Origin of the sequence: Chitinophaga sp. Hz27 (assembly GCF_042263525.1) — a bacterium.
Classification (GTDB): Bacteria; Bacteroidota; Bacteroidia; order Chitinophagales; family Chitinophagaceae; genus Chitinophaga.
The window spans coordinates 913,567-934,923 of record NZ_JBHKFJ010000001.1; the positions used below are offsets into that span (position 1 = coordinate 913,567).

At 43.4% G+C, this 21,357-nt stretch carries 17 protein-coding genes; 7 read left to right on the forward strand and 10 right to left on the reverse strand.

Annotated elements, in window-relative coordinates; translation table 11 throughout:
• The 7 genes from mqnE to dnaE all read right to left on the reverse strand — a co-directional run bounded on the left by mqnE (position 1) and on the right by dnaE (position 9,815).
• Positions 1-1,182, reverse strand: coding sequence for an aminofutalosine synthase MqnE (mqnE, locus tag ACE38W_RS03710; protein ID WP_375828888.1), 1,182 nt, complete (start codon positions 1,180-1,182; stop codon positions 1-3).
• Positions 1,179-3,320: a M43 family zinc metalloprotease gene (locus tag ACE38W_RS03715; protein ID WP_375828889.1), complete on the reverse strand. Its 2,142-nt coding sequence runs from the start codon at positions 3,318-3,320 to the stop codon at positions 1,179-1,181. Before ACE38W_RS03715 ends, mqnE begins: the two co-directional genes overlap by 4 nt.
• 261 nt (positions 3,321-3,581) lie before the next feature.
• Positions 3,582-3,983 carry a thioredoxin family protein gene (locus ACE38W_RS03720; RefSeq protein WP_375828890.1) on the reverse strand — a complete coding sequence of 134 codons (402 nt, stop codon included), beginning with the start codon at positions 3,981-3,983 and terminating at the stop codon, positions 3,582-3,584.
• 75 nt (positions 3,984-4,058) lie between these two features.
• The gene (gene trxA / locus ACE38W_RS03725) at positions 4,059-4,376 is read right to left on the reverse strand and encodes a thioredoxin (protein WP_375828891.1); all 318 of its coding nucleotides are present in this window, start codon (positions 4,374-4,376) and stop codon (positions 4,059-4,061) included.
• A 257-nt stretch (positions 4,377-4,633) separates the two neighbouring features.
• On the reverse strand, positions 4,634-4,951 hold the full coding sequence (trxA, locus tag ACE38W_RS03730) for a thioredoxin (protein ID WP_375828892.1): 318 nt from the start codon (positions 4,949-4,951) through the stop codon (positions 4,634-4,636).
• 417 nt (positions 4,952-5,368) lie between these two features.
• Complete coding sequence (locus tag ACE38W_RS03735; protein WP_375828893.1) at positions 5,369-5,941, reverse strand: hypothetical protein; 573 nt, start codon at positions 5,939-5,941, stop codon at positions 5,369-5,371.
• 235 nt (positions 5,942-6,176) lie between these two features.
• The gene (gene dnaE, locus ACE38W_RS03740) at positions 6,177-9,815 is read right to left on the reverse strand and encodes a DNA polymerase III subunit alpha (protein WP_375828894.1); all 3,639 of its coding nucleotides are present in this window, start codon (positions 9,813-9,815) and stop codon (positions 6,177-6,179) included.
• Between the two features lie 190 nt (positions 9,816-10,005).
• Here dnaE and ACE38W_RS03745 point away from each other — a divergent pair, with 190 nt between their 5' ends.
• Positions 10,006-10,662 carry a C40 family peptidase gene (locus ACE38W_RS03745; protein ID WP_375828895.1) on the forward strand — a complete coding sequence of 219 codons (657 nt, stop codon included), beginning with the start codon at positions 10,006-10,008 and terminating at the stop codon, positions 10,660-10,662.
• Between the two features lie 80 nt (positions 10,663-10,742).
• On the opposite strand, the gene ACE38W_RS03750 is transcribed toward ACE38W_RS03745, so the two are convergent.
• The gene (locus ACE38W_RS03750; RefSeq protein ID WP_375828896.1) at positions 10,743-12,239 is read right to left on the reverse strand and encodes a lipopolysaccharide biosynthesis protein; all 1,497 of its coding nucleotides are present in this window, start codon (positions 12,237-12,239) and stop codon (positions 10,743-10,745) included.
• Between the two features lie 138 nt (positions 12,240-12,377).
• Here ACE38W_RS03750 and ACE38W_RS03755 point away from each other — a divergent pair, with 138 nt between their 5' ends.
• The 5 genes from ACE38W_RS03755 (at position 12,378) to ACE38W_RS03775 (ending at position 16,954) form a co-directional block, all read left to right on the forward strand.
• The gene (locus ACE38W_RS03755; protein WP_375828897.1) at positions 12,378-13,280 is read left to right on the forward strand and encodes a sugar transferase; all 903 of its coding nucleotides are present in this window, start codon (positions 12,378-12,380) and stop codon (positions 13,278-13,280) included.
• Positions 13,281-13,318: 38 nt separating this feature from the next.
• Positions 13,319-13,963 (forward strand): methionine biosynthesis protein MetW, encoded by a 645-nt coding sequence (locus tag ACE38W_RS03760; protein ID WP_375828898.1) that lies wholly within the window; start codon positions 13,319-13,321, stop codon positions 13,961-13,963.
• A gap of 29 nt (positions 13,964-13,992) precedes the next feature.
• The gene (locus tag ACE38W_RS03765; protein ID WP_375828899.1) at positions 13,993-14,994 is read left to right on the forward strand and encodes a hypothetical protein; all 1,002 of its coding nucleotides are present in this window, start codon (positions 13,993-13,995) and stop codon (positions 14,992-14,994) included.
• Between the two features lie 108 nt (positions 14,995-15,102).
• A complete protein-coding gene (locus tag ACE38W_RS03770; RefSeq protein ID WP_375828900.1) occupies positions 15,103-16,185 on the forward strand; it encodes a DegT/DnrJ/EryC1/StrS family aminotransferase in 1,083 nt (360 codons plus the stop codon).
• 10 nt (positions 16,186-16,195) lie between these two features.
• A complete protein-coding gene (locus ACE38W_RS03775) occupies positions 16,196-16,954 on the forward strand; it encodes a glycosyltransferase family 2 protein (RefSeq protein WP_375828901.1) in 759 nt (252 codons plus the stop codon).
• 65 nt (positions 16,955-17,019) lie between these two features.
• On the opposite strand, the gene ACE38W_RS03780 is transcribed toward ACE38W_RS03775, so the two are convergent.
• Positions 17,020-19,566, reverse strand: a complete 2,547-nt coding sequence (locus ACE38W_RS03780; RefSeq protein ID WP_375828902.1) for a YfhO family protein — start codon at positions 19,564-19,566, stop codon at positions 17,020-17,022.
• Between the two features lie 193 nt (positions 19,567-19,759).
• On the opposite strand from ACE38W_RS03780, the gene ACE38W_RS03785 reads away from it, so the two are divergent.
• Positions 19,760-20,956, forward strand: a complete 1,197-nt coding sequence (locus ACE38W_RS03785) for a tyrosine-type recombinase/integrase (RefSeq protein ID WP_375828903.1) — start codon at positions 19,760-19,762, stop codon at positions 20,954-20,956.
• A gap of 10 nt (positions 20,957-20,966) precedes the next feature.
• Here ACE38W_RS03785 and ACE38W_RS03790 read toward each other — a convergent pair whose 3' ends face one another.
• Positions 20,967-21,239 carry an excisionase family DNA-binding protein gene (locus tag ACE38W_RS03790; RefSeq protein ID WP_375828904.1) on the reverse strand — a complete coding sequence of 91 codons (273 nt, stop codon included), beginning with the start codon at positions 21,237-21,239 and terminating at the stop codon, positions 20,967-20,969.
• Positions 21,240-21,357 lie beyond the last annotated feature (118 nt).

A 21,357-nucleotide genomic window follows, 5' to 3' on the forward strand; every position in this document is an offset into this window, starting at 1 on the left:
TTATTTCGTGAGTAGTTCCTCGTCAGAGAAAACTACGTCAGTATAGTCTTTGATTTCGTTGTAAACAGTATCTCTTTCCACGGGTCTTCTACCTGCCTGTTTGATCAGCATGGCCAGTTGTGCCGTGTTCATAGAAGGATTTTGTTCTTCAGCACCAGCCATAGAGTAAATTTTGGTGGTATCATCGATGGTACCATCCAAGTCATTTACACCAAAGGAAAGGGTAAGTTGTGCTGTATTTCTTCCCAACATTGGCCAGTAGGCTTTCAGGTGAGGGAAGTTATCCATATACAGACGTGCGATTGCATACAGGCGTAAATCTTCTACTACAGAGGTTTCTGGAATATCAGACATGTCATTGCCTTTATTGCGGAATTTCAGTGGAATGAAGGTATTGAAACCATTGGTTTCGTCCTGTAACTGACGCAGGCGCTCCATATGATCGACGCGATGCTCGTAGGATTCAACATGACCATACAACATGGTTGCATTGGTATGCATACCTTGGTTATGTGCGGCGCGGTGAATGGCAAGCCATCCATCAGCGTCTACTTTATCATGACAGATTTTGGCACGAACATCCGGATGGAAGATTTCAGCGCCACCACCAGGCATGGATTGTAAACCAGCCTCGTTGAGGATGCGCATACCTTCTTCAACAGTAACTTTTGCTTTGCGGAACATATAATCAAGTTCCACAGCGGTAAAGCCTTTGATGTGCAGGTCCGGACGATGTGCCCTGATTTTTTGGATCAGTTCCACAAAGAAATCCAGTTGCATTTTAGGATGTACGCCACCTACTATGTGTACTTCGGTTACAGGTTGGTTATCATAACCTTTTACGATGTCCAGCATCTGGTCAATGCTCAGTTCCCAGCCATCTTCACGGTTTTTGTAAAGACGTGAATAGGAGCAGAAATGGCAGGTAAATACACAGACGTTAGTAGGTTCAATATGGAAATTGCGGTTGAAGTAGGTTTTATCACCATGCATTCGCTCTCGGACAGTATTGGCTAATGCGCCTACAAACCCGAGATCACCTTTCTCGAATAAGGTCATACCGTCTTCCGGTGTGAGCCTTTCCTGTCTTAATACTTTCTCGCCGATTGTCTTTAGCGACGGATCCAGTGCGGGATGCTGCAGCAATGCTGCTACAGCAGGATAATCTTGTCTCATCGTCATCTTACTTTCATTAATTTAATGGTGTTGGCCCTGTTCCTGTAAATTAATTTCACAAAATAAACACCATTTGGCTCATTTACCAAATTAAAGGTCAGGCGATTGGCCGCATTGATACTTGCCTTAGGCTGACTCGTAATAAACTGCCCTAATGCGTTGTAGATGGAAACCTGGAGCAGGTCTTCCGGTACCTGGTAAAAGGTTACCCAAACGATGCCGTTCGATGGGTTCGGGTTAACTAAAATCCCGTATTTCTTTAAATCTTCATTCACATCTTTGGTCACAATATTTATATTATCGATATAAATATTATTCTCTGAATTTGAGATATTTCTGAAGATTACCTGAAACTTTCCTTTATGCACTGCGGCCGTTAAATCCACAGAATCGCGTCGCCATTCTGTGTTGGTTGGTACATACTCTGTTTGAATAGCGGTGGGGTGGGTAATGAGATTAGGCCCCCACTTGGAATACAGCAGTTGCGTATTTTCCATACAATCCGTGCTGGTAAGCACTTGCAGCGTATCCCATACATTTCCGCTGCTAGCAGGATTGGTATACACTGCTGCGGCCACGTCAAAGAACAGGAATACGGAGTCGTGTCCCATAGGGTCCAGCACAGGCGAAACCAGATCGTCTGTCTGGCCATTGACATTATATCCCAGGTTGCGCATTAACGCAGAGGCGTTACTGTTATGTCCTACGTCGCGGGCTCTTTCCCAGGTAAAGCTTTTATCAGTATTACGTATAGCCCATCCCGGAGGAGGGAAGCTGTCATTTTCGAAACCTTCGGTCATAGGCAGCTGTACTTCTGCATCGTAATTGAATTTATTAAAGGCGGTATCGTTGCTTACATTTCCATCTGGCTGGCCGTTAGGGAGCTGCGTATAGGCTTTGATGTTATAAATACCTATCGGCACCTGGCTGGAAGGCAGCGTCAGAGTAGTTTCTGAGAAACTAGCGAGGTTTCCGGTCCATTTGTATAGTATCAGGCTGCCACCAGTTACCTGGTAGAAAATATTGGCAGAAGTAAGTGGTTGTGAGCCTTTGTTGCGTAGGATAACCGTTGGTGTTATATTATTGCTGCAAAGCTTACCCACAGGGTTGTTGAGGGATTTAATATAAGCGTCATTTGCATAAACAATTGGTGGTGTGCACCCATCAGACGTCATAAGGGTGGCTACAATATTTTCCAGCACATAACGCATACGTAGTACCTGACCGGCGGTAAAGAGATGCATACAAGCATCATCGGAGTAGTCCATATAGTTCATGAACATAATACCTGGAAAGGTAGGACTACAGAGGTCTGTTTTAGGAAAGGTAAAGCACCCGAAGCTGTAGTTGCCTTGCAGTGGCGTATCTGCGATACCATCATCGATGGAGCAGTCGCCATTATCATCTCCCCAGATGTGTTTCAGGCCGAAATAATGCCCTATTTCGTGGGTGGCGGTGCGGCCGAGGTTATAGGGTGCCCTGACATTTCCGGTGGTTCCAAAGGCAGTATAAAGGATTACTACACCTTCCTGCTCCCGGGGATAACCCATGCCCGGAGGCGCGGCTACGCCGAGGTAGCTGCCAGAGAGATTAGTCACCCAGATATTCAGGTATTTGGAAGGGTCCCAGGCGTCGGAACCGCCGGAGCTGTTATATTTTACATCAGGGGTACCGTTGTAGATAGTGAAGCTTTTTCCTGCTGTTGTAGTCACTCTGACGATACCGTTGGTAGGCTCCCCGTCTGGGTTGCGTTGTGCAAGACAGAAATTGATTTGAGTGTTACCAATGATAGATTGCCAAACAGAAGGCACCTGGCTTACATCAGGGTTAGCAGCGGTATAATCGCGGTTGAGTACATCTATCTGCGATTGTACCTGCGCATCAGTAATGGAAGCGGGATTGTCTGTCACGATATGCACTACTACCGGAATGGTCACATTTTGAGTAGTGGCCTCTGTTCTGACTTTCATTTGCTGCAATTCCTGGCCTTTTAGGAGGCGGGTATTGGCTTGCTGCAGGACGTTAGCCAGATAAGGGTGTTCCTGCACCATCTGCTGGAGGGCGTCGTTGGTACCACACTTACGCTGGGCGTATAATTGGTGGGTGATGGTGAAGGATAGGAGTATTAGTAAAATTTTGCGCAAGGCTGAATTTTTGAATATTTAACAACTATAATGTGTAAGATACGATGAAGGTTCAAATTTTCCGGGATCCGGTATTATTTAGGCATTAAAAATTGCAGGAAGTTTAATAGGGAGTGGATTGCATCGACAGAAAGAACAGCTTTATCGATGAATATAATTTTCTGTGGTGTAAGGACTTGTGAGATGGAAGCAAATAAAAAACGCAGTGGCATTAAGGCTGCTGCGTTTTTTATTAAATATTTCTTTCCAGTTATCTACTGATCAGACATATTGCCTGATTTCGTCTTCCAGTTCTTCTTTGGAAACAAACCCTTCATATTGGGCTACAATTTTTTTATCTACGACGAACAGGAGGGCGGGAATTTTTTTGACACCGAATGCGTCACATAGCGCAGGATCGTGGTCTGCATTTAATCTGCAGACCTTTATCTTATGCGCGAAAATTTCCGAGAGGTCTTCTATGACTGGATTTAGTGCCTGACAAGGGCCACACCATCCTGCCCAGAAACTAATAAGAAAGGGAGTGTCAATGTTCTCGAGTTCTTCATCCCAGTTTGATTGCGAAACTTCTACAACCATTTGCAGCTGATTTAAATTAATTGGTGAAAGAATAGTTTTGATTGTCTTATATGATTGTTTGTAGTCTAAGCGACCTAATGGCAAAAAAATATGGATTGTTGTTTACAGGAATTACATTTTCCTTGATATGGCGGGGCATATAATGTTTGGGGGCTATGATTAGAGGTTTGCCTGGATTTTTTTGTTCAGTATTTCTTTTGGAACAGCGCCTACTTGTTTGTCTACAACTTGTCCATCTTTGAAGAAGAGGATAACAGGAATGTTGGTGATATTATAATTGATAGATAGTTGTGGATTATGATCCACATTTACTTTACCGATGTTTACTTGGCCTTCGTAATCTTTAGCCAGTTCTTCGATGATTGGGCTAATTGTACGGCAAGGCCCACACCATTCTGCCCAGAAGTCGACTACAGAAAGTTTCTCAGCGTTCAGCACTTCGAACTGGAAGCTATTATCATTAAATTCTAAAGCCATATGGAACTGATTAAAATTAGTGATTATAGGATTTTTATTGATTTGCGTTTCTTTTCATCTGAAGGATATGTGGGCTAACAGCAATGTCCTAAGTTTTGTTCTGTACTAGAATTAGATTTCGTGTTATGGTGATGAAGGACGATTATTGGTTTATAACACCGTTCTATGGTTATCGGAATGTATAGACAATAAAAAAACGCAGCGGCGTGAAGCCTGCTGCGTTTCTTTTTGAATATTTCTTTTCAGTTATCTGCTGATTAGAGGTTTGCCTGGATTTTTTTCTCCAGTATTGATTTTGGAACAGCACCTACTTGTTTGTCAACAACCTGACCATTTTTGATGAACAGGATAGCAGGGATGCTGGTGATACCGTAGTCGATAGAAACCTGTGGATTATGGTCCACGTTTACTTTACCGATGTTTACTTGACCATCGTAATCTTTAGACAGTTCTTCGATGATAGGGCTGATTGCACGGCAAGGACCACACCATTCTGCCCAGAAGTCAACTACAGTAAGTTTATCAGAGTCCAGTACATCTTTCTGGAAGTTTGCATCAGTGAATTCTAAAGCCATAACTATTATTTTAATTAATTATAATAATGATTGTTTCGATTTTCTTTTTTTTCATCAAGACTTGTAGTTACCTGCAAATCCCGATCCGAGTGCAAATTACTGCATTTTTGACATAATACTTATTGATTATCTCTATGCTGCAATAAGCTTTTGCGGGTGCAAATGTAGGATAAATTACATGTATAAATCACAATGTTAGCTCTCGAAAAGTGCTGAATGGTGTAAATGCTTTGTTTCCGGTAATTTTCTATACCAATATTACAGGTATTTATGAAGCGAATGGCCTTAGCTGGTATATATTTTTTATATGAATATGGGGGTAAATGGTTGTTTTTCAGAAAAATAAGCATTGACAAAATGGGTCAATCCGGCAGGAAAACTATGACAGAACGTCCCTATCACCTGCCGGTTGACTATTTACTTCCAGTCGAGCCCGAAATCACTGCGTTTAATCTTACTCATGCGGCTATCCGGATGGTGAAATACGATGCCTTCAATGTTGTTGGCTACCAGGAATGCATAGATATCCTCATAGTTCAGTGAAGTATTACTTAATTCATCAAATACATCAGCGCCATGTTTTTTCAATGCATGTGCTGCCAGTTGATCGCGGTTGCCATTTATTTTAGGCCCTGTGGCTTCATAGGTGCCGTCGCTGAGCGTTTGACTGGCGCTATAAGTATGGGTGGCTTCTTCTATCCATTTATCAGGAGAAACGGAGAGCGGCATCCATCCAGGCCAATGGCCTGTAACTGGGTCTGCATCGGGTTGTGCAGGCACAAAACCTGTAGGAGGTGTTTTACCATGTTTGGCATCATAACGTTTGTAAATGATACCTTTTTCTACCAGCACGCAGGTGCCGTCCCATTTTTTTGTAGCTATGCCTTCTCCGGCCAGCACCCATTCACAGCCAGCTGCAACCTGGTTGGTAATACCAGTCACACGGCCTTTTTCAAATGTTCTTTCAAACAGAGTAGGGATCTTTTTCATCTTAAATGATTGTTTATCATAATTTGAAATTATGGTAATAATAGCAATCAATTGAGTAGATGAATATGTAGATGATTGATGGGAAAGGGGTAACGTGGGAAGAAGAGGAGTGTAGATTTTATCATGATCCCTGAAATTGGCCATGATAGTGGGATAAAGAAAACGGCGTGCAACGGTTATTTACGTATAATCCTGTACGTTAGTAACTGATGCACGCCGTATATGTATACATGCGTTATTGTTTTACTTCAATGAAAACGTCGATGTCTGGCTGTTTTGCGAGGTATTGGGCCAGCTCATCATTCATTTCAATATTCTTGTTGAAGGTATGGAGTTTTGCCTGCAGCTGATCGTCCATATCTGTAAGATGCACGTGCATGGTGCTGCTGCCAGGATACCTGTTTACGTTATCCACGAGGAAATCGACTGTATTTCGTGACAGCTGCTTTGGCGTGGTCATAAGAAACACTTGTTTGGTATGAGTTTTCTTTACTTCCTGCAAGAGCTGTATGCTATTTACTTTGAATTCGTATTCATTATCATTAAAACGTTTGGATTTGAAGCCACCGTTAAGAAACAGGCAGAGACCAGGTTTCAGGTATGGAGCAAAACGGATAAAGTCTTCACTCCACAATGCGAATTCGAATTTACCGGTATAATCTTCGATAGCCATTACCCCAAACTGACGGTTGTTGCGGGAGATACGTTCCTGAGCGCTGGTAACGAATACTGGCAGTCGGAAGTTCTTTTCCCTGGCGCGTCCGCCGGTAGAACCAGGGGTACTGATTTCTGATTGGTATTCTACGAGATCCTGAACGGTATTCATCTGGTAGTACTTCATTTCGAATCGGTAGTCGTCCAGTGGGTGCCCGGAGATATAGATACCAGTAACTTCGCGCTCATTATTGAGTTTCATAATGAGCGGCCATTGGTCGCAGGCAGGGATTTTAGGTGGTTCGATGGCAGGCATTTCATCTGCGCCAAAGAGGCTGCCCATATTGGAGGAGCCGGCGCTTACTTGTTGGCCGAATTTTACGATGCGGTCTAAACCTGTCAACGGATCATTTTCCGGTTTATTGAAATATTGTGCACGATGCAGTTCCGGGAAGCAATCGAAGGCACCTGACATGGCGAGGGCCTCGAGAGATTTCTTGTTTACTGCACGTTGGTTGACACGTTTAATGAAATCGAAGATGGTAGAGAAATGGCCTTCTTTTTTCCTTTCTTCCAGGAGGTTTTCTACGGCTGCTTCACCTACGCCTTTGAGGCCTCCGAGACCGAAACGTACCTGGCCTTGTTTGTTTACTGCGAAGCCTTTGAAGGATTCGTTTACATCTGGCGGTAATACGTCGATGCCCATACGTTTACACTCTTCCATGAAGAAGGTGATTTTCTCAATATTGCTGGCGCAGTTCAGTACGGCGGCCATATATTCAGCAGGGTAGTGGGCTTTGAGGTAGGCTGTCTGATAGGCTACGAAAGCATAACAGGTAGCGTGGGATTTGTTGAACGCATAGGATGCAAATGCCTCCCAGTCAGTCCACACTTTATCACAGATCTTCAGGTCGTGGCCATTCTTGGCGCAACCATCCATAAACTGTGATTTCATTTTATCCAGTACGGCCTTTTGTTTTTTACCCATGGCCTTACGGAGTACGTCGGCATCTCCTTTGGAGAAGCCTGCCAGCTTCTGGCTCAGGAGCATTACCTGCTCTTGGTATACGGTAATACCGTAGGTATCGTTCAGGTATTCCTCCATTTCCGCAAGGTCGTAGGTGGTAGGTTCCAGCCCATGTTTACGACGGATAAAGGAAGGGATATACTCGAGTGGGCCTGGACGATACAAGGCGTTCATGGCGATTAGATCATCGAAACGGTCTGGTTTGAGCTCGCGCAGGTACTTTTGCATACCGGCAGACTCGAACTGGAATGTTGCGTTGGTTTCACCTTTCTGGTATAGTTCGTATGTTTTGGCATCATCCAGTGGGATATAATCGATATCGATTTCTACTCCATGGTTCTGACGAATCAGTTCCAGTGCGCCTTTGATAATGGTAAGGGTTTTCAACCCCAGGAAGTCCATTTTGATAACGCCGGCAGATTCGATGATACTACCTTCAAACTGGGTGACGAGGAGATCAGAGTCTTTTGCGGTAGACACGGGGATCAGATCATAGAGGTCCTGTGGCGCGATGATGATACCAGCGGCATGTATACCGGTGTTACGTACAGAACCTTCCAGTACGCAGGCTTCGCGGAGTACTTCTCCTTGGAGGTCTTCTCCTTTGATCAGTTCACGTAATTTCTTAATATTTTCGATGTCTTCCCCGGCGAGGCCTTCTTTTTCAGCAAGGCTTTTATCACCATCCAGTGGTGCGTTGAAGATACGATCCAGCTGAATACCTGGTTTTTCAGGTACCAGTTTGGCGAGGGCGTTGGAATCGGGCAGTGGGAGGTCCATTACACGGGCAACGTCTTTGATACTCATTTTGGCGGCCATGGTACCATAGGTAATGATTTGTGCTACCTGGTTACGGCCATATTTCTGTACAACGTAGTCAATAACTTTCTGGCGGCCTTCATCATCGAAGTCCGTATCAATATCGGGCATGCTCTTACGTTCCGGATTCAGGAAGCGCTCAAACAGGAGGTTATATTTAATTGGGTCGATATTGGTGATACCTACGCAGTAGGCTACTGCCGAACCGGCGGCAGATCCACGGCCAGGGCCGATGAATACACCGAGGTCGCGGCCTGCTTTGATGAAGTCGGCCACGATAAGGAAGTAACCGGCAAATCCCATGTTTTCGATAACCTGTAATTCGAAATTGATACGTTCTTCAATTTCTGCGGTCATTTCGCTATAACGGGAGCGGGCGCCTTCGTAGGTGAGGTGGCGCAGGTATTGGTCCTGCGTAAAGAATTCTTTAGGAATCGGGAAGTTAGGCAGCAGGATATCGCGTTTCAGGTCCAGTAACTGTACCTTATCAACGATTTCGTTGGTATTGTCGATGGCTTGTGGTAAGTCATGGAACAATGCCGACATTTCTTCCGTCGTTTTGAAATAGAACTGGTCGTTGTAGAATGCGAAGCGTCTGTTTTTCACTGCCACGTCGTCATCAGAAAACTCCTTCATGGTAGGCGTAGCTTTCTTTTCGCCAGTGTTGATACAGAGGAGGATGTCGTGTGCATTGGCATCTGCCTGGTCTACATAGTGAGAGTCATTTGATGCAATGATCTTCACATTATATTTATTGGCAAACTTCAGCAGTACTGCGTTTACCTGTTCCTGTTCAGGGATGCCATGGCGTTGCATTTCCACGTAGAAATCTTCGCCGAAGATATCGAGCCACCATTTAAATTCCTTTTCGCCTTCTTCTTCTCCTTTGCGGAGAATGGTTTTAGGCACAGAGGCGCCGAGACAGCAGGTGGTGGCGATGAGTCCTTTATGGTATTGGAGGATCAATTCTTTGTCGATACGCGGGTATTTACCGTAGAGGCCTTCCATGTATCCCAGGGAGCAAAGTTTGATGAGGTTGCGGTAACCTTCATCATCTTTGGCCAGTAATACCTGGTGATAGCGGATATCTTTTTCCTCACGGGTGAAAGCGCGTTTATGCCTGTTTTCTACGAGATAAAACTCGCAACCCACAATAGGTTTTACTTTCAGGCGTTTATCTTTTGGGTCGGCGGGATTTAATTTATTGTTGTAAGCTTCAGCCACAAACTGGAATACACCGAACATGTTTCCGTGGTCCGTAATGGCAAGGGCAGGCTGATTAGAGGCCATCGCTTTTTTGTAGAGCGATTTAATATCAGCGGCGCCGTCCAGTAGGGAGTATTGCGTGTGTACGTGTAAGTGGGAGAAATTCATCGTGCGTATCCTTTTTCGTCAGCAGCAAAAATCGAGAAAATGTGCAAGAGTAGCAAAACTTTCCCGGCATATAGATTATAACTATTTTAATTTCAGAGACTAGTGAGGTTTTTCGAGAAATCTTAAATATTTTAGCGCAAATTTCTAACCAGTCCAAAGATGTATGAATAGCGTAAAGCGGAATCTAATTGTGAAACTATCGGTATGTGCACTGTCACTCAGTTCCTGTTCGACGCTTCAGAAAACTACCACCAAAACGTCGTCCAGAGCGGCTTCGGCAACGGCGAGCAATAATGAGCCGGGGCAGCGGGTACGTTTTATTGAAGGAATCAGCACAAGGCCGACTCCAAAAATTACCAACAGCCAATCTTCGAAATCTACTGTTATCAGCAGGAACGTTACCATGTCCAGTGCAAACCTTGAAAATGCCGCCACCTGGCAATTTAAGTATGCACAGCTGCTGGATGTTCCGGTGGAGTCAGTGCTAAATCAGCGCCTGTACAGCTTCCTGGAAGACTGGATGGGCACTCCTTATCGTATGGGCGGCAAAACCAGAGATGGTATTGATTGCTCTGGATTCGTGAATATGCTGATGAATACTGTATTTCAACTGAATCTTATCGGTAACTCTGTACAACTGTATAACCAGGTTACTCGTCTTGCAAAAGGACAACTACACGAAGGTGATCTCGTATTTTTTAAAATACATCATAAGCGTATCTCTCACGTAGGCATTTATCTGGAGAACGATAAGTTCGTACATGCGTCTACGTCCAATGGCGTGATGATCAGTGATCTGAAAGAGGCATACTGGAAGAAGTATTATGCTGGTGGTGGCAGATTGTAAGCAATCCTATTGCACTTAAAATTATTTTCGAAGGGTGACTGCCAGCTGGTAGTCACCCTTCTTATTTCCCGGAAAAGGTATTATCTGTTGATCAGTCTTCTCTGTAGATTATTCCACATCGCGTTTACATCTTCCGATAAATTCAGCTTAACTGCTGCAAGCCCGTATAATACGAGGAAAAGGCCACTCCTGACGATGCTATCTACATAAATATTCATGATAAATGGAATGTATTGCAGGAGAACGATGCCGGCAGCACCCAACAGCAGTGCCCATAAGGTTTTGACAGAGAGCGGCTGTATCTTAAATTTCACCAGAATAAATAAATAGCGGATCAGGTTCCAGAGGAAAACCGTGATCAGGTCAGCATATGCAGCGCCTATAGGGCCATAGATTGTCAGTAAGTTGTAGATCAAAACAACAGACAGTATTACCAACAATACGGAGCAGATGAAGTCAAAACGCCAGTAGCTGGAGGTTTGAATGATCTGGTTATTAACGCCTGTAATCAGGTCTATCATTTTTGACAGGCCGAGTACAAAGATGATGGAGCTGATGATAGACCAATCATCACCACGGAACATTTGGAGGAACAGCACGAGGTTATTGTGACTGAGCCAGATAGCGCCGAAGATAGCCATACCTATTATAGACAGTGTGATGGAGCTTTTTTTGTATAGCTCATCAATCTTGGCCATGTCTTTATTTTTCCAGGCCACTGCCAGCAAAGGCGTGGTAATGGCGTACATGCTGCGTTGCGGCACGTCCATGAAATTGGTCACAAATACGGCATAGGAGAAGATTCCTGCATTTCCCAACCCACTCGTATGAGCGATGAGCAGGACGTCGTTCATCTTACGCAGCAGGGTAAATACATTGCTGGTAAATACGTAGCTGCTGAAGAGAAGCATACGTTTTCCCAACCGGCGGGTAACGCTGCTGATACCTTTTACAAAATACAGTTGCTTTGTTTTACGAAGGGCGAGGAACAGGAATACTACTGGAAAAGCGTAAGGAATCCAGAAGTAGTCAATATACCACTTAAAGGAGATTCCTAATATTGGCATCAGCACCAGGATGATGGTGGCTACCATGCGCATGGCGCCTTCTTTAAGGAAGTTGGAAACCACGGTTTTATGCAATCCCCAGGCGAAACCTTCCAACAGGTTGTATACCATGATAAAGAAGGTAAGTGGGTAGATGGCATAAAAGTATTCTATAAAGAGAGGGCTTTTATTGCTGAAACTCTTTATGATGCTGCCTTTGAAGGTTAAAGCAAAGAGCAGGAACAAGACAAAGCCAATTATTGATACCCAGGCAGTTAATTTGGGTAGATCATTTTTTTTGGGAGAGAGGTAGTCCTGGTAAAAAGGGAAGAATTTATTGATAACAGGCACAGTACCCAAAGTGGCTACAGTACCCATTAAGGTGGCAACGTCTATCAGTACGCGGGTTAAGCCTATTTCATCCTGGGTGAGGAATTTAGGCATCAGCACCACGAGGTTGAAGGCGCCAAAAGCGAAGCCCAGGTAGATAGAAATTGTTGAATAAAAACTCTGTTTGCGGACGATTCCCATGTAATTAGCTCTGAAACCTGCAAATATAATGAAGGGCGGCGGATAACAGTTGCTGATTTTTTATCATAATTTTTGCACATCCGCTAATTATAAAGTTAATTTGCGTTTACAAGCATTTTTAACGATTAACAGACAGGAATGCCAGCACCTATAGTATTTTTTGCATATAAACGTCCGGACCATGCACAGCGTGTGTTGGAGAGTCTTGCTGCCAATAAGGAGGCCGCGGACAGTGAGCTGTATGTGTTTGCAGATGGTCCTAAGGCGAATGCTTCTCCGGAAGATCTCGCGAATATTGCAGCTACGCGGGAAGTGATCCGTAGCCGCAAATGGTGTGGTACGGTGCATATCACAGAGAAAGTGCAGAACGAAGGATTGGCTAACAGCGTTATTAGTGGGGTTTCTCAGGTGATTGCGCGTCATGGAAAGGTCATTGTTGTGGAAGATGACCTGGTGTTGTCTCCCTATTTCCTGCAATATATGAATGCAGGATTAGAGATGTATGAAGATGATGCACAGGTGGCCAGCATTCACGGGTACGTATATCCTGTGCAGGAGCAGCTGCCGCCAACATTTTTTATACGAGGCGCTGATTGTTGGGGTTGGGCAACCTGGGAAAGGGCCTGGAAACAGTTCGAACCAGATGGGAAGAAATTATATGATGCCCTTCGTTTGAAGGGTGAAGGCAAGGAATTTAATTTTAACAATTCCTATGACTATATGAAAATGCTGCGCAAGCAGATAAATGGGCAGAATGATTCCTGGGCGATCAGATGGAATGCCTCTGCATTCCTGAAGAATATGCTTACCTTGTATCCTTCCCGGTCGATGGTGGAGAATATAGGGATGGACGCGTCTGGTACACATATGGACGCCAATGATGCAGTAAGTTTTAAAGTACAACTGGCAGATAAACCTGTACTGTTAGAGAAAATACCTGTAGAAGCCAGTCCTAAAGGGACTTCGGCTTTCGAAGCCTACTTTAATTCCATCAAATTATCGCTGTTTCAGAAGGTAATGAACCGGTTAAAGAAAAAATAGCTAAACCCTATCTGACATAAAAATTCGGAAATCAGACAATGCGTAACGACAACAGAGATTACAATTATACTGATATTCCATCCGAAAAGCGTGGCGAGTATGAAAAGGTGACTGACCTGCTTCCAAGTAATGCGAAGGTCGTGGATTTGGCTTGCGGTAATGGAGTGCTCATGCAAATGATGGTAGCAGAAAAAAATTGTCTTGTAGAAGGTATCGAAATTTCTCCCTCTGGCGTGACTATCTGCCAGGAAAGAGGATTGAAAGTACAGCAAGGCAGGATTGATACTAAGATGCCTTTTCATGATGACCAGTTTGATGCGGCGGTATGTAATGTAACCATACAAATGGTGATGTACCCTGAAGTACTGGTATCTGAAATGAAGAGAATTGCAAAAAAGCAGATCATTTCTTTTCCCAACTTCGCCTACTGGCGCAACCGCCTTGACATGGTGCTGATGGGCAGAATGCCCAAACGTATGCTGTTCGGTTATAAATGGTACAACACCGGGCATATACATCAACTGTCTATTTCGGATTTTAAAGACCTGCTGGAAGATGTAGGTGGACTGAAGATTACGAATGTCAGATATGTACCTGTAGGAATGAAAATTATTGATTCGCTGGGAAACATTTTTCCGGGATTATTTCGGAAAACGGTGATCATCGAAACAGAAAGGACATAAGATATCCGATAAGGAGTTTCTAATTAAGTATGAACGAAAATAACAACACCCTTTATTATTGTACACTGTTCGACAGAAATTATTTGTCCAGAGGTATCGCCATGTACGAATCCCTGGCGGCAGTATGCAATAGCTTTCAACTCTATGTTTTTGCATTTGATGATGCATGTTTACAGGTACTGAAAAAAATGCAGTTACCAAATATGACCGTTATCTCACTGCAGGAATTTGAGGACCCCGAACTCCTTCGTATCAAGCCAGGAAGAAACAGGGCCGAGTACTGCTGGACCTGCTCATCTTCCACTATACTATATTGTATTAAAACCTTCCAGCTCAGCCACTGTACCTACATTGATGCTGATCTATATTTCTATAATAATCCACAGGTATTAATGGATGAAATGGGTGATAAATCAGTGATGATCACCGAGCATCGTTATACACCTATGTATGATAAAAGTAACCTGAGTGGTAAATACTGTGTGCAGTATGTTACCTTCCGAAATACGCAAGATGGCCTCACTGCATTGCAGTGGTGGAGAGATGCCTGTATAGACTGGTGTTACGACCGCCATGAAGATGGTAAGTTTGGTGATCAGAAATACCTGGATGACTGGACTACCCGTTTCAAAGGTGTGCATGTATTGCAGCATTTGGGTGGTGGACTCGCACTCTGGAATATTCAGCAATACCAGGTGTTTGAAGTAAATGGGAAATTAAAATGCAAAGAGATAGCAACCGGTAAAGAATTTGATCCGATATTCTATCATTTTCATTATCTCAAGTATTTCGCAGATGGTACAATAGAACTGGGCCGTCGTATCATTACACCAGATGTGAAGCAGCTGTTTTACAAGCCTTATGTGAAGGCATTGGAAGCTGCGAAGCAGACCATTAGCAAAATTGATAACAGCTTTGACCCTCACGGAGCGAGGCCAAGGCCTACCGGCCTGAAAGCCACACTGGTGACCATCTGGCGTAAGATGAGGAACGTGTATCATATTTATTCGTTACAGGATCTGCGTATGTAACTTCAACCATTTTATTGGGGTATATTACCATCAAATCTTTCCCTGGAGGAGATGCTGCGGAGCAGGATACTATTTACAAAAATTACGATCTTAATAATTAATTGGGGTATGATAGAATATGAAAACCTCGGCTTGCTCAACAAGCCTTTCTTTGATGAATTCAGAGCTGCGTTCGATGAAACATTAGAAAGTGGCTGGTATATCCTTGGCAACAAAGTAAAAGAGTTTGAAACCAAGTATGCCGAATACCAGGGCAGCAAACATTGCATTGGATTAGCGAATGGATTGGACGCACTGACATTGGCACTCCGGGCTTTTGATTTTGCACCAGGGGATGAAGTGATAGTGCCTTCCAATACTTATATCGCGACCATTCTCTCCATTGCACAATGCAATCTGAAACCTGTACTGGTAGAGCCAGACATCCATACTTACAATATTGATCCGGCTAAAATAGAGGCAGCGATAACACCTCGTACAAAAGCTATCATGGTAGTTCATCTCTACGGCAAAAGCTGCGAGATGGACAAGATCGTGGCGATTAAAGAAAAGTATAACCTGAAGCTGATAGAAGATTGTGCGCAATCACATGCAGCCTCTTTTAAAGGTAAGCTGACAGGTACTTTCGGAGAATATGGTGCATTCAGTTTTTATCCGACTAAAAATTTGGGTGCATTAGGTGATGCAGGCGCAATACTGTGTAATGATGATGCCTTGAATCTTGCAATGCGTCGTTTGCGCAACTATGGTTCTGATATAAAATACCAGAATGAAGTGATAGGTGTGAACAGCCGCCTGGATGAAGTGCAGGCCGCTTTTCTGCTGGTGAAATTTAAATACCTGCAGCAGATCACGGAGCATAAACGCCAGCTGGCAGCTGTTTATCACGAAGGACTAAAGAGTGATTTTATCAAGCCGGTGGTACATCCTGATTTCTATGATGTGTATCATATCTATAATATCCGCCACGAACGGAGGGATGCGCTGAAGCAATATTTGCTGGATAATGGAGTGAAAACAGATATCCATTATCCGATACCACCTCATAAGCAGAAAGCAATGCAGGGAATCCTGGAAGGTAGCTACCCGATTTCGGAAGAGATTCATGCTACTACTTTGAGTTTGCCTTGCTCATATTATCATACCACGGATGATATCGCGAAGGTGGTAGAAATCATTAACAGATTTTAAGCAGATAACAGTGACGGATAAACATTTTGCACCGGTTATCAGCATCATAACAGTTTGTTATAATGCAGAGAAATACATAGAGGCTACTATTAAAAGTGTGCTGGCACAAACGTACCCGCATATAGAGCATATCATTGTAGACGGTGCATCGAAAGATAATACCATGCAAATTGTGGAGCGTTACCGCTCTCAGCTTGGAAAGGTGGTTTCGGAGAAAGACAAAGGCCTCTATGATGCCATGAACAAAGGTTTGCATCTCGCTACCGGCGATTATGTGTATTTTTTGAATGCAGATGATACGCTGGCTGACAATGATGTGCTGACAAAAATGATGGCTACCTGCAAGGATGCAGATGTATATTATGGTGAAGCGATGTTCCTGGCTGAAGATGGTACGCCCATTGGCTTACGTTCGGAACAAACACCGCATAAGGTACCTGAAATCCTTACCTGGAAAAGCTTACAGCATGGCATGGTTGTTTCGCACCAGGCCTTTATTGTAAAGAGAAGTATCAGCCCTGATTATGATCTGCAGTATAAAGTTTGTGCAGACATAGATTGGATGATCAAGGTGCTGCAAGCGACCAAAACTGCGTGCAACACACACCTGGTAGTGGCAGGATTCAGGGTGGGCGGCACTTCCAAACAACATCAGCGCCTCGCCTGGAAAGAGCGTTATAAAATCCTTGATCATTACTACGGTAAAATACCTAACCTGCTCCATCATCTTTATATCGCAGGAAGATATATTCTCTCTAAAAAATATTAAGCAACAGCGTAAAAAAAAATGGTCTCTACTTAGTAGAGACCATTTTTTTTATGGAAAGCCTGTATTTAGGCTTCTTTCTTTTCTTTTTTATCTACCACTGGTTGCAGGAAGAAACCTGCGATCACTAATATCAGCAGCAGAATGGAGCTGACAGAAGAGATCTTATTAGCAGTGAAGAATGTTTTAGGTGCAAACTTCATCTCGATCTTATGCTTGCCAGCAGGGATTTTCAGACCACGCAGTGCATAGTTGGTGCGGATGATATCAGCTTGTTTACCATCAATAAATGCGTCCCATCCAGCAGGGTAGTAAATGTCAGAGAATACTGCAAAACCTTCCTGGCTGTTGTTGGATTCGTAGTCCAGGGTGTTAGGACTATATTGGGTAAGCTTAATGGTAGCGTTGGTATCAACTACTGGTTGGAATTGCTGGTTGCCTAATTGCGGGATAAAGCGTTTATCCACTACGGCGCTGTCTTTCACATCGAGTGTGTTGAGTGCCAGCATCTCGCTGTTAGCATCAGGCGCGTATTGGATACCTTTTACAAACCATGCGTTACCGTAGTTTTCAGGTGTGCGCTGTGCCACCATCTGACCATTCTGACCAGGATAGATGAGATATTTGGTATTCATCATAGCCAGTATGCGCCAATCCTGTTCTGTAGGTTTGCCGCTGGCGATGTGGTGGTAAACAGGTAACAGCTGATGATCCAGCATATCCTGGTAGATCCAGAGTTTAGCAGGGCTATAGCCGCCGATGTTTTTATGGAAGTAGCTAGGAGATGCATCATCTAACGGTTTGGAGAGATTCCATACACGATAGTAGAGATCCGGATCTTGTTTGATCTGAAGGTCAGCAGCGGTAGGTTGGAGTTCTGCAGTGAAGGTAGACTCATCAACAAAGCTGTCGTTGTTCAGGTATTTTTTGTCTTGTTGCCACAGGTCGATGGTAACAGCAGCAGTCAATGTTACTGCCAGTACGGTCATGTTGAGTTTACCTTTCAGGTAAGCCCATAGCAGTCCAAATGCGATAGCGATGAATACGAGCGAACGAACGCTATCCCAGAGCATGAGGTCTGCACGGTCTTTTTCCAGCGCTCTAACGATGGATTTCGCATTCTCTTCGTTACCAAAGATCTGGCCGTAGTAGCCAAGGAGAGAGGCGTCGCTATGACCACTGAAGTTCATGTAGAAGCTTCCGAAAACACCAGCCAGTACAACGAGGCCACCAGTGATCTGTGCTGCGCGGGTGAGGTTTTTCACCATGGCAGCAGGTGTATGTTTGGTATTGATCAGTTCATCCAGTGCGAGTATTGCCAATACCACAAAAGAGAAGGATGGTATGACGAGAGCCATTGCCGGCGCACGGAATTTATTATAGAATGGCAGATGATAGAAGAGGAATTCATTGATTACCATGAAGTGATTACCCCATGAAAGAATGAAACCTATGATGGTGATAGGTATCAGCCACCAGAGATGCCAGCTGCGTACTATCAGTAACCCCAGTACGAAAAGCAGGCAGATGATAGCGCCAACATATACTGGGCCGGAAGTTCCTTTAGGCTGGTCGCCGTGATACATAGGGAAAGGCACCTGGTTCATGGCTTGTTCGGCTTGCGCTTCAGGCACGCCTATTTTCACCATGGCATTGTATACATTGGAGCCAGGACCTGGTTTTGCGCTGGATGCATTACCTGCATAGCCAGGGATCAGAAAGGTGAATGACTCGCTGAGGCCATAACTCCAGTCGTAAGCATAGTTGATATCCAGACCCGTTGATTTGGTATCTTTTTTAGCATTACCCGATTCGTCAGGGGAGGCGATGGTTAGTTCTGACTTACTACCGCGCATGGTATAGTCGGTATATTCCTTAGTGACCATGAGAGAGTTCATGGAAGGTAATACCGCCAGTACGGCTGCTACAACGAGCACTACAGAGGCTTTGAAGAAAGCAGGTAGCTGTTTTGATTTGAGCGCATGTACGAAAGCTGCGATGGCAAGTACTACGATACAAATCAGTGTATAGTAAATGATTTGAAGGTGATTGTTGTAGATAAAGAGGCCGGTGGCGATGGCAGTGAGTGCAAAACCACTGACTAATTTTCCTCGGTAAGTGAGGAGTATACCAGCAAATACGGCAGGCATCAGTGCGATGTCGTACATTTTGGTAACGTGACCTACGTCTATGATGATGACGTTATAGGTACAGAATGCGAAGGCAATAGCGCCTAATATCCTTATCCAGTATTTAATATTCAATACACAGGCGAGGAGGTACATGCATACCATCGCGAGGAACAGCATATTAATAGGGTCGGGCAGAAACAGGCAAACGGCCTGGTTTACGATGGCGAGCTTGTTGGCGTTAGGGCCGGTATACACCACATAAGTTGGCATCCCGCCGAACATGCTGTTAGACCACAGCGGAATGTCGCCGGTACGTTCATAATAATCTTTTGCTTCTTTGGCCATTCCCTGCACGTTCATCATGTCGGACTGGTTTACTACTTTTCCTTCCAGAACGGGAGAGCAGTAAACAGTGGCCAGGATCAGGAAGATACCAATAGCCGCCAAATGTGGAAGTATGGCTTTTAGCCAGTTTTGCTTCATCGGATATTTCAGATTTAGTTTTAAAGAAACAAAAATAACTGTAATTTATTTTAATAATGTCAGTTATTGACCCGTATTTTAACCTTTAAGGCTATTGTCGGATATTTTGAAGCCTCTTTCTTATTTTTGATTGATCATTAAATTGACAAAAAAGTCGTCTGATTTCCATAAATTCGACATAAACCCCGACATAATGAAAGGAGAATCATTAACCCTAATATCCAATGGATATATTGTGATTAGTTTTCACTGTAAAGATAAACGTTTACGCTTCCCAACTGGACAAAAGAATGGAGATAACTCAACGAATGCATTACGAAAGATTGAGTCAGTAAAAAAAGCTGTTGATGATTATATCTTTCAATGCAACAATAGGTCTATAGATATTATTCATGATGAATTAAAAGTATATCTTGATAATAGATTTAGGCCAAATAAAAAAGCCCCAAAGGCAGAGCGAGACTTTATTGAGGATCATAAGACAATGATCGAAAAAATGCGGAATGGAGAGATTTTAACAAAAAAAAGAACGAAGTATAGTGCCGCGTCAATTAAGCAATTCAGAAATATGCGAGCTGTTTGGAAAAAATGCGCTGATTCTTCAGAAAGTGGATTTGTGTTGACCTATGATATGACTATTGCACATGTAGATAAATTGATAATTTGGATGATAGGCCAAAACTACATGTTAAACAGTATCCATTGCGCAATAACACTCTTACAGATATTCTTGTCTTATTCTTTCAAGGAAGGCTATCACAACAACCAGGTTTATAAACATGACGTATTTAAGGTGCCAACCGAAGAATCAGACAACATTGCGCCCTCATTTGCCGAAATATTAAAAATATATAATTATCCATTGAATGGGACAGAAGAAAAAATAAGAGACTTTTTTGTTTATGGTTGCTTTTTAGCATTACGAGTAGGCGACCTTTCTAGAATTAATGATTACATCCCAAATGGATCTTTTATGGAGGTTTATACATCGAAAGGATCTAAAAAAGTAACCATCCCATTACACTGGATAGCAAAGGAGATATACGAAAAATACAATGGGAATATACCAGTTGTGACTCCATATTATTTATCTACGTATATACCAATTATTGCAAGGAGAGCAGAAGTTACAGGAACCAAGCTTATCACTTATACTGAAGGAGGAATTAAAAAAGAAGAACTTTGCGAGCGCTATAAATTATTCAGCCCGCATTCAATGAGAAGATTTTTTGCTACCTGGATGTACAAGGACCTTCGCCGGCAACCAAGAGAAATTATGTTAATAACAGGCCACTCATCTGAGTCGTCTTTCTATAAGTATATAAAAATTGAGGCAGAAGAAAATGCCCTAGAAATTCTGAAGGATCCCGCATTTTGCAGGAAGGATTAAAGAAGGCTTACTAAGAAGCCTTCTTTATCTTGGACAAGTCTTTTCTCTGAATCAATAGGCTCCTGCCGATTCGTAACCCCTTTATATTCAGCTCCTTCATCCTGCGCCGGATGGTTCGTTTGCTACAGTTAAATTCTTTCGCTGCCTGGTCTACGGTGATTTCTTCATATTCCGAAGGTCGTTTTACCGAATCCATAGCTGCCTGTAACGCTACAGCTATTTCGTTGGCAATAAGTTTCCGGAGGTCGTCCGGTGTCATTTGAATGGTCAGTATTGTATTCATGTTCACTGTATTTTAAAACGGGTTAACAAAAATGTCTATTCTTCTTTTAACTTATCAAGTGCTTGTTGAATTTGTTCTGGTGTAAATCCTGTTCCATTAGACCAGTCGTTAATGTAGG

Excerpts from the sequence above, each read along its gene's own strand:
- mqnE (WP_375828888.1), bottom strand. The coding sequence starts at position 1,182 with ATGACGATGAGACAAGATTATCCTGCTGTAGCAGCATTGCTGCAGCAT.
- trxA (WP_375828891.1), bottom strand. The coding sequence starts at position 4,376 with ATGGCTTTAGAATTTAATGATAATAGCTTCCAGTTCGAAGTGCTGAAC.
- trxA (WP_375828892.1), bottom strand. The coding sequence starts at position 4,951 with ATGGCTTTAGAATTCACTGATGCAAACTTCCAGAAAGATGTACTGGAC.
- ACE38W_RS03735 (WP_375828893.1), bottom strand. The coding sequence starts at position 5,941 with ATGAAAAAGATCCCTACTCTGTTTGAAAGAACATTTGAAAAAGGCCGT.
- dnaE (WP_375828894.1), bottom strand. The coding sequence starts at position 9,815 with ATGAATTTCTCCCACTTACACGTACACACGCAATACTCCCTACTGGAC.
- ACE38W_RS03750 (WP_375828896.1), bottom strand. The coding sequence starts at position 12,239 with ATGGGAATCGTCCGCAAACAGAGTTTTTATTCAACAATTTCTATCTAC.
- ACE38W_RS03755 (WP_375828897.1), top strand. The coding sequence starts at position 12,378 with ATGCCAGCACCTATAGTATTTTTTGCATATAAACGTCCGGACCATGCA.
- ACE38W_RS03760 (WP_375828898.1), top strand. The coding sequence starts at position 13,319 with ATGCGTAACGACAACAGAGATTACAATTATACTGATATTCCATCCGAA.
- ACE38W_RS03765 (WP_375828899.1), top strand. The coding sequence starts at position 13,993 with ATGAACGAAAATAACAACACCCTTTATTATTGTACACTGTTCGACAGA.
- ACE38W_RS03770 (WP_375828900.1), top strand. The coding sequence starts at position 15,103 with ATGATAGAATATGAAAACCTCGGCTTGCTCAACAAGCCTTTCTTTGAT.
- ACE38W_RS03780 (WP_375828902.1), bottom strand. The coding sequence starts at position 19,566 with ATGAAGCAAAACTGGCTAAAAGCCATACTTCCACATTTGGCGGCTATT.
- ACE38W_RS03785 (WP_375828903.1), top strand. The coding sequence starts at position 19,760 with ATGAAAGGAGAATCATTAACCCTAATATCCAATGGATATATTGTGATT.
- ACE38W_RS03790 (WP_375828904.1), bottom strand. The coding sequence starts at position 21,239 with ATGAATACAATACTGACCATTCAAATGACACCGGACGACCTCCGGAAA.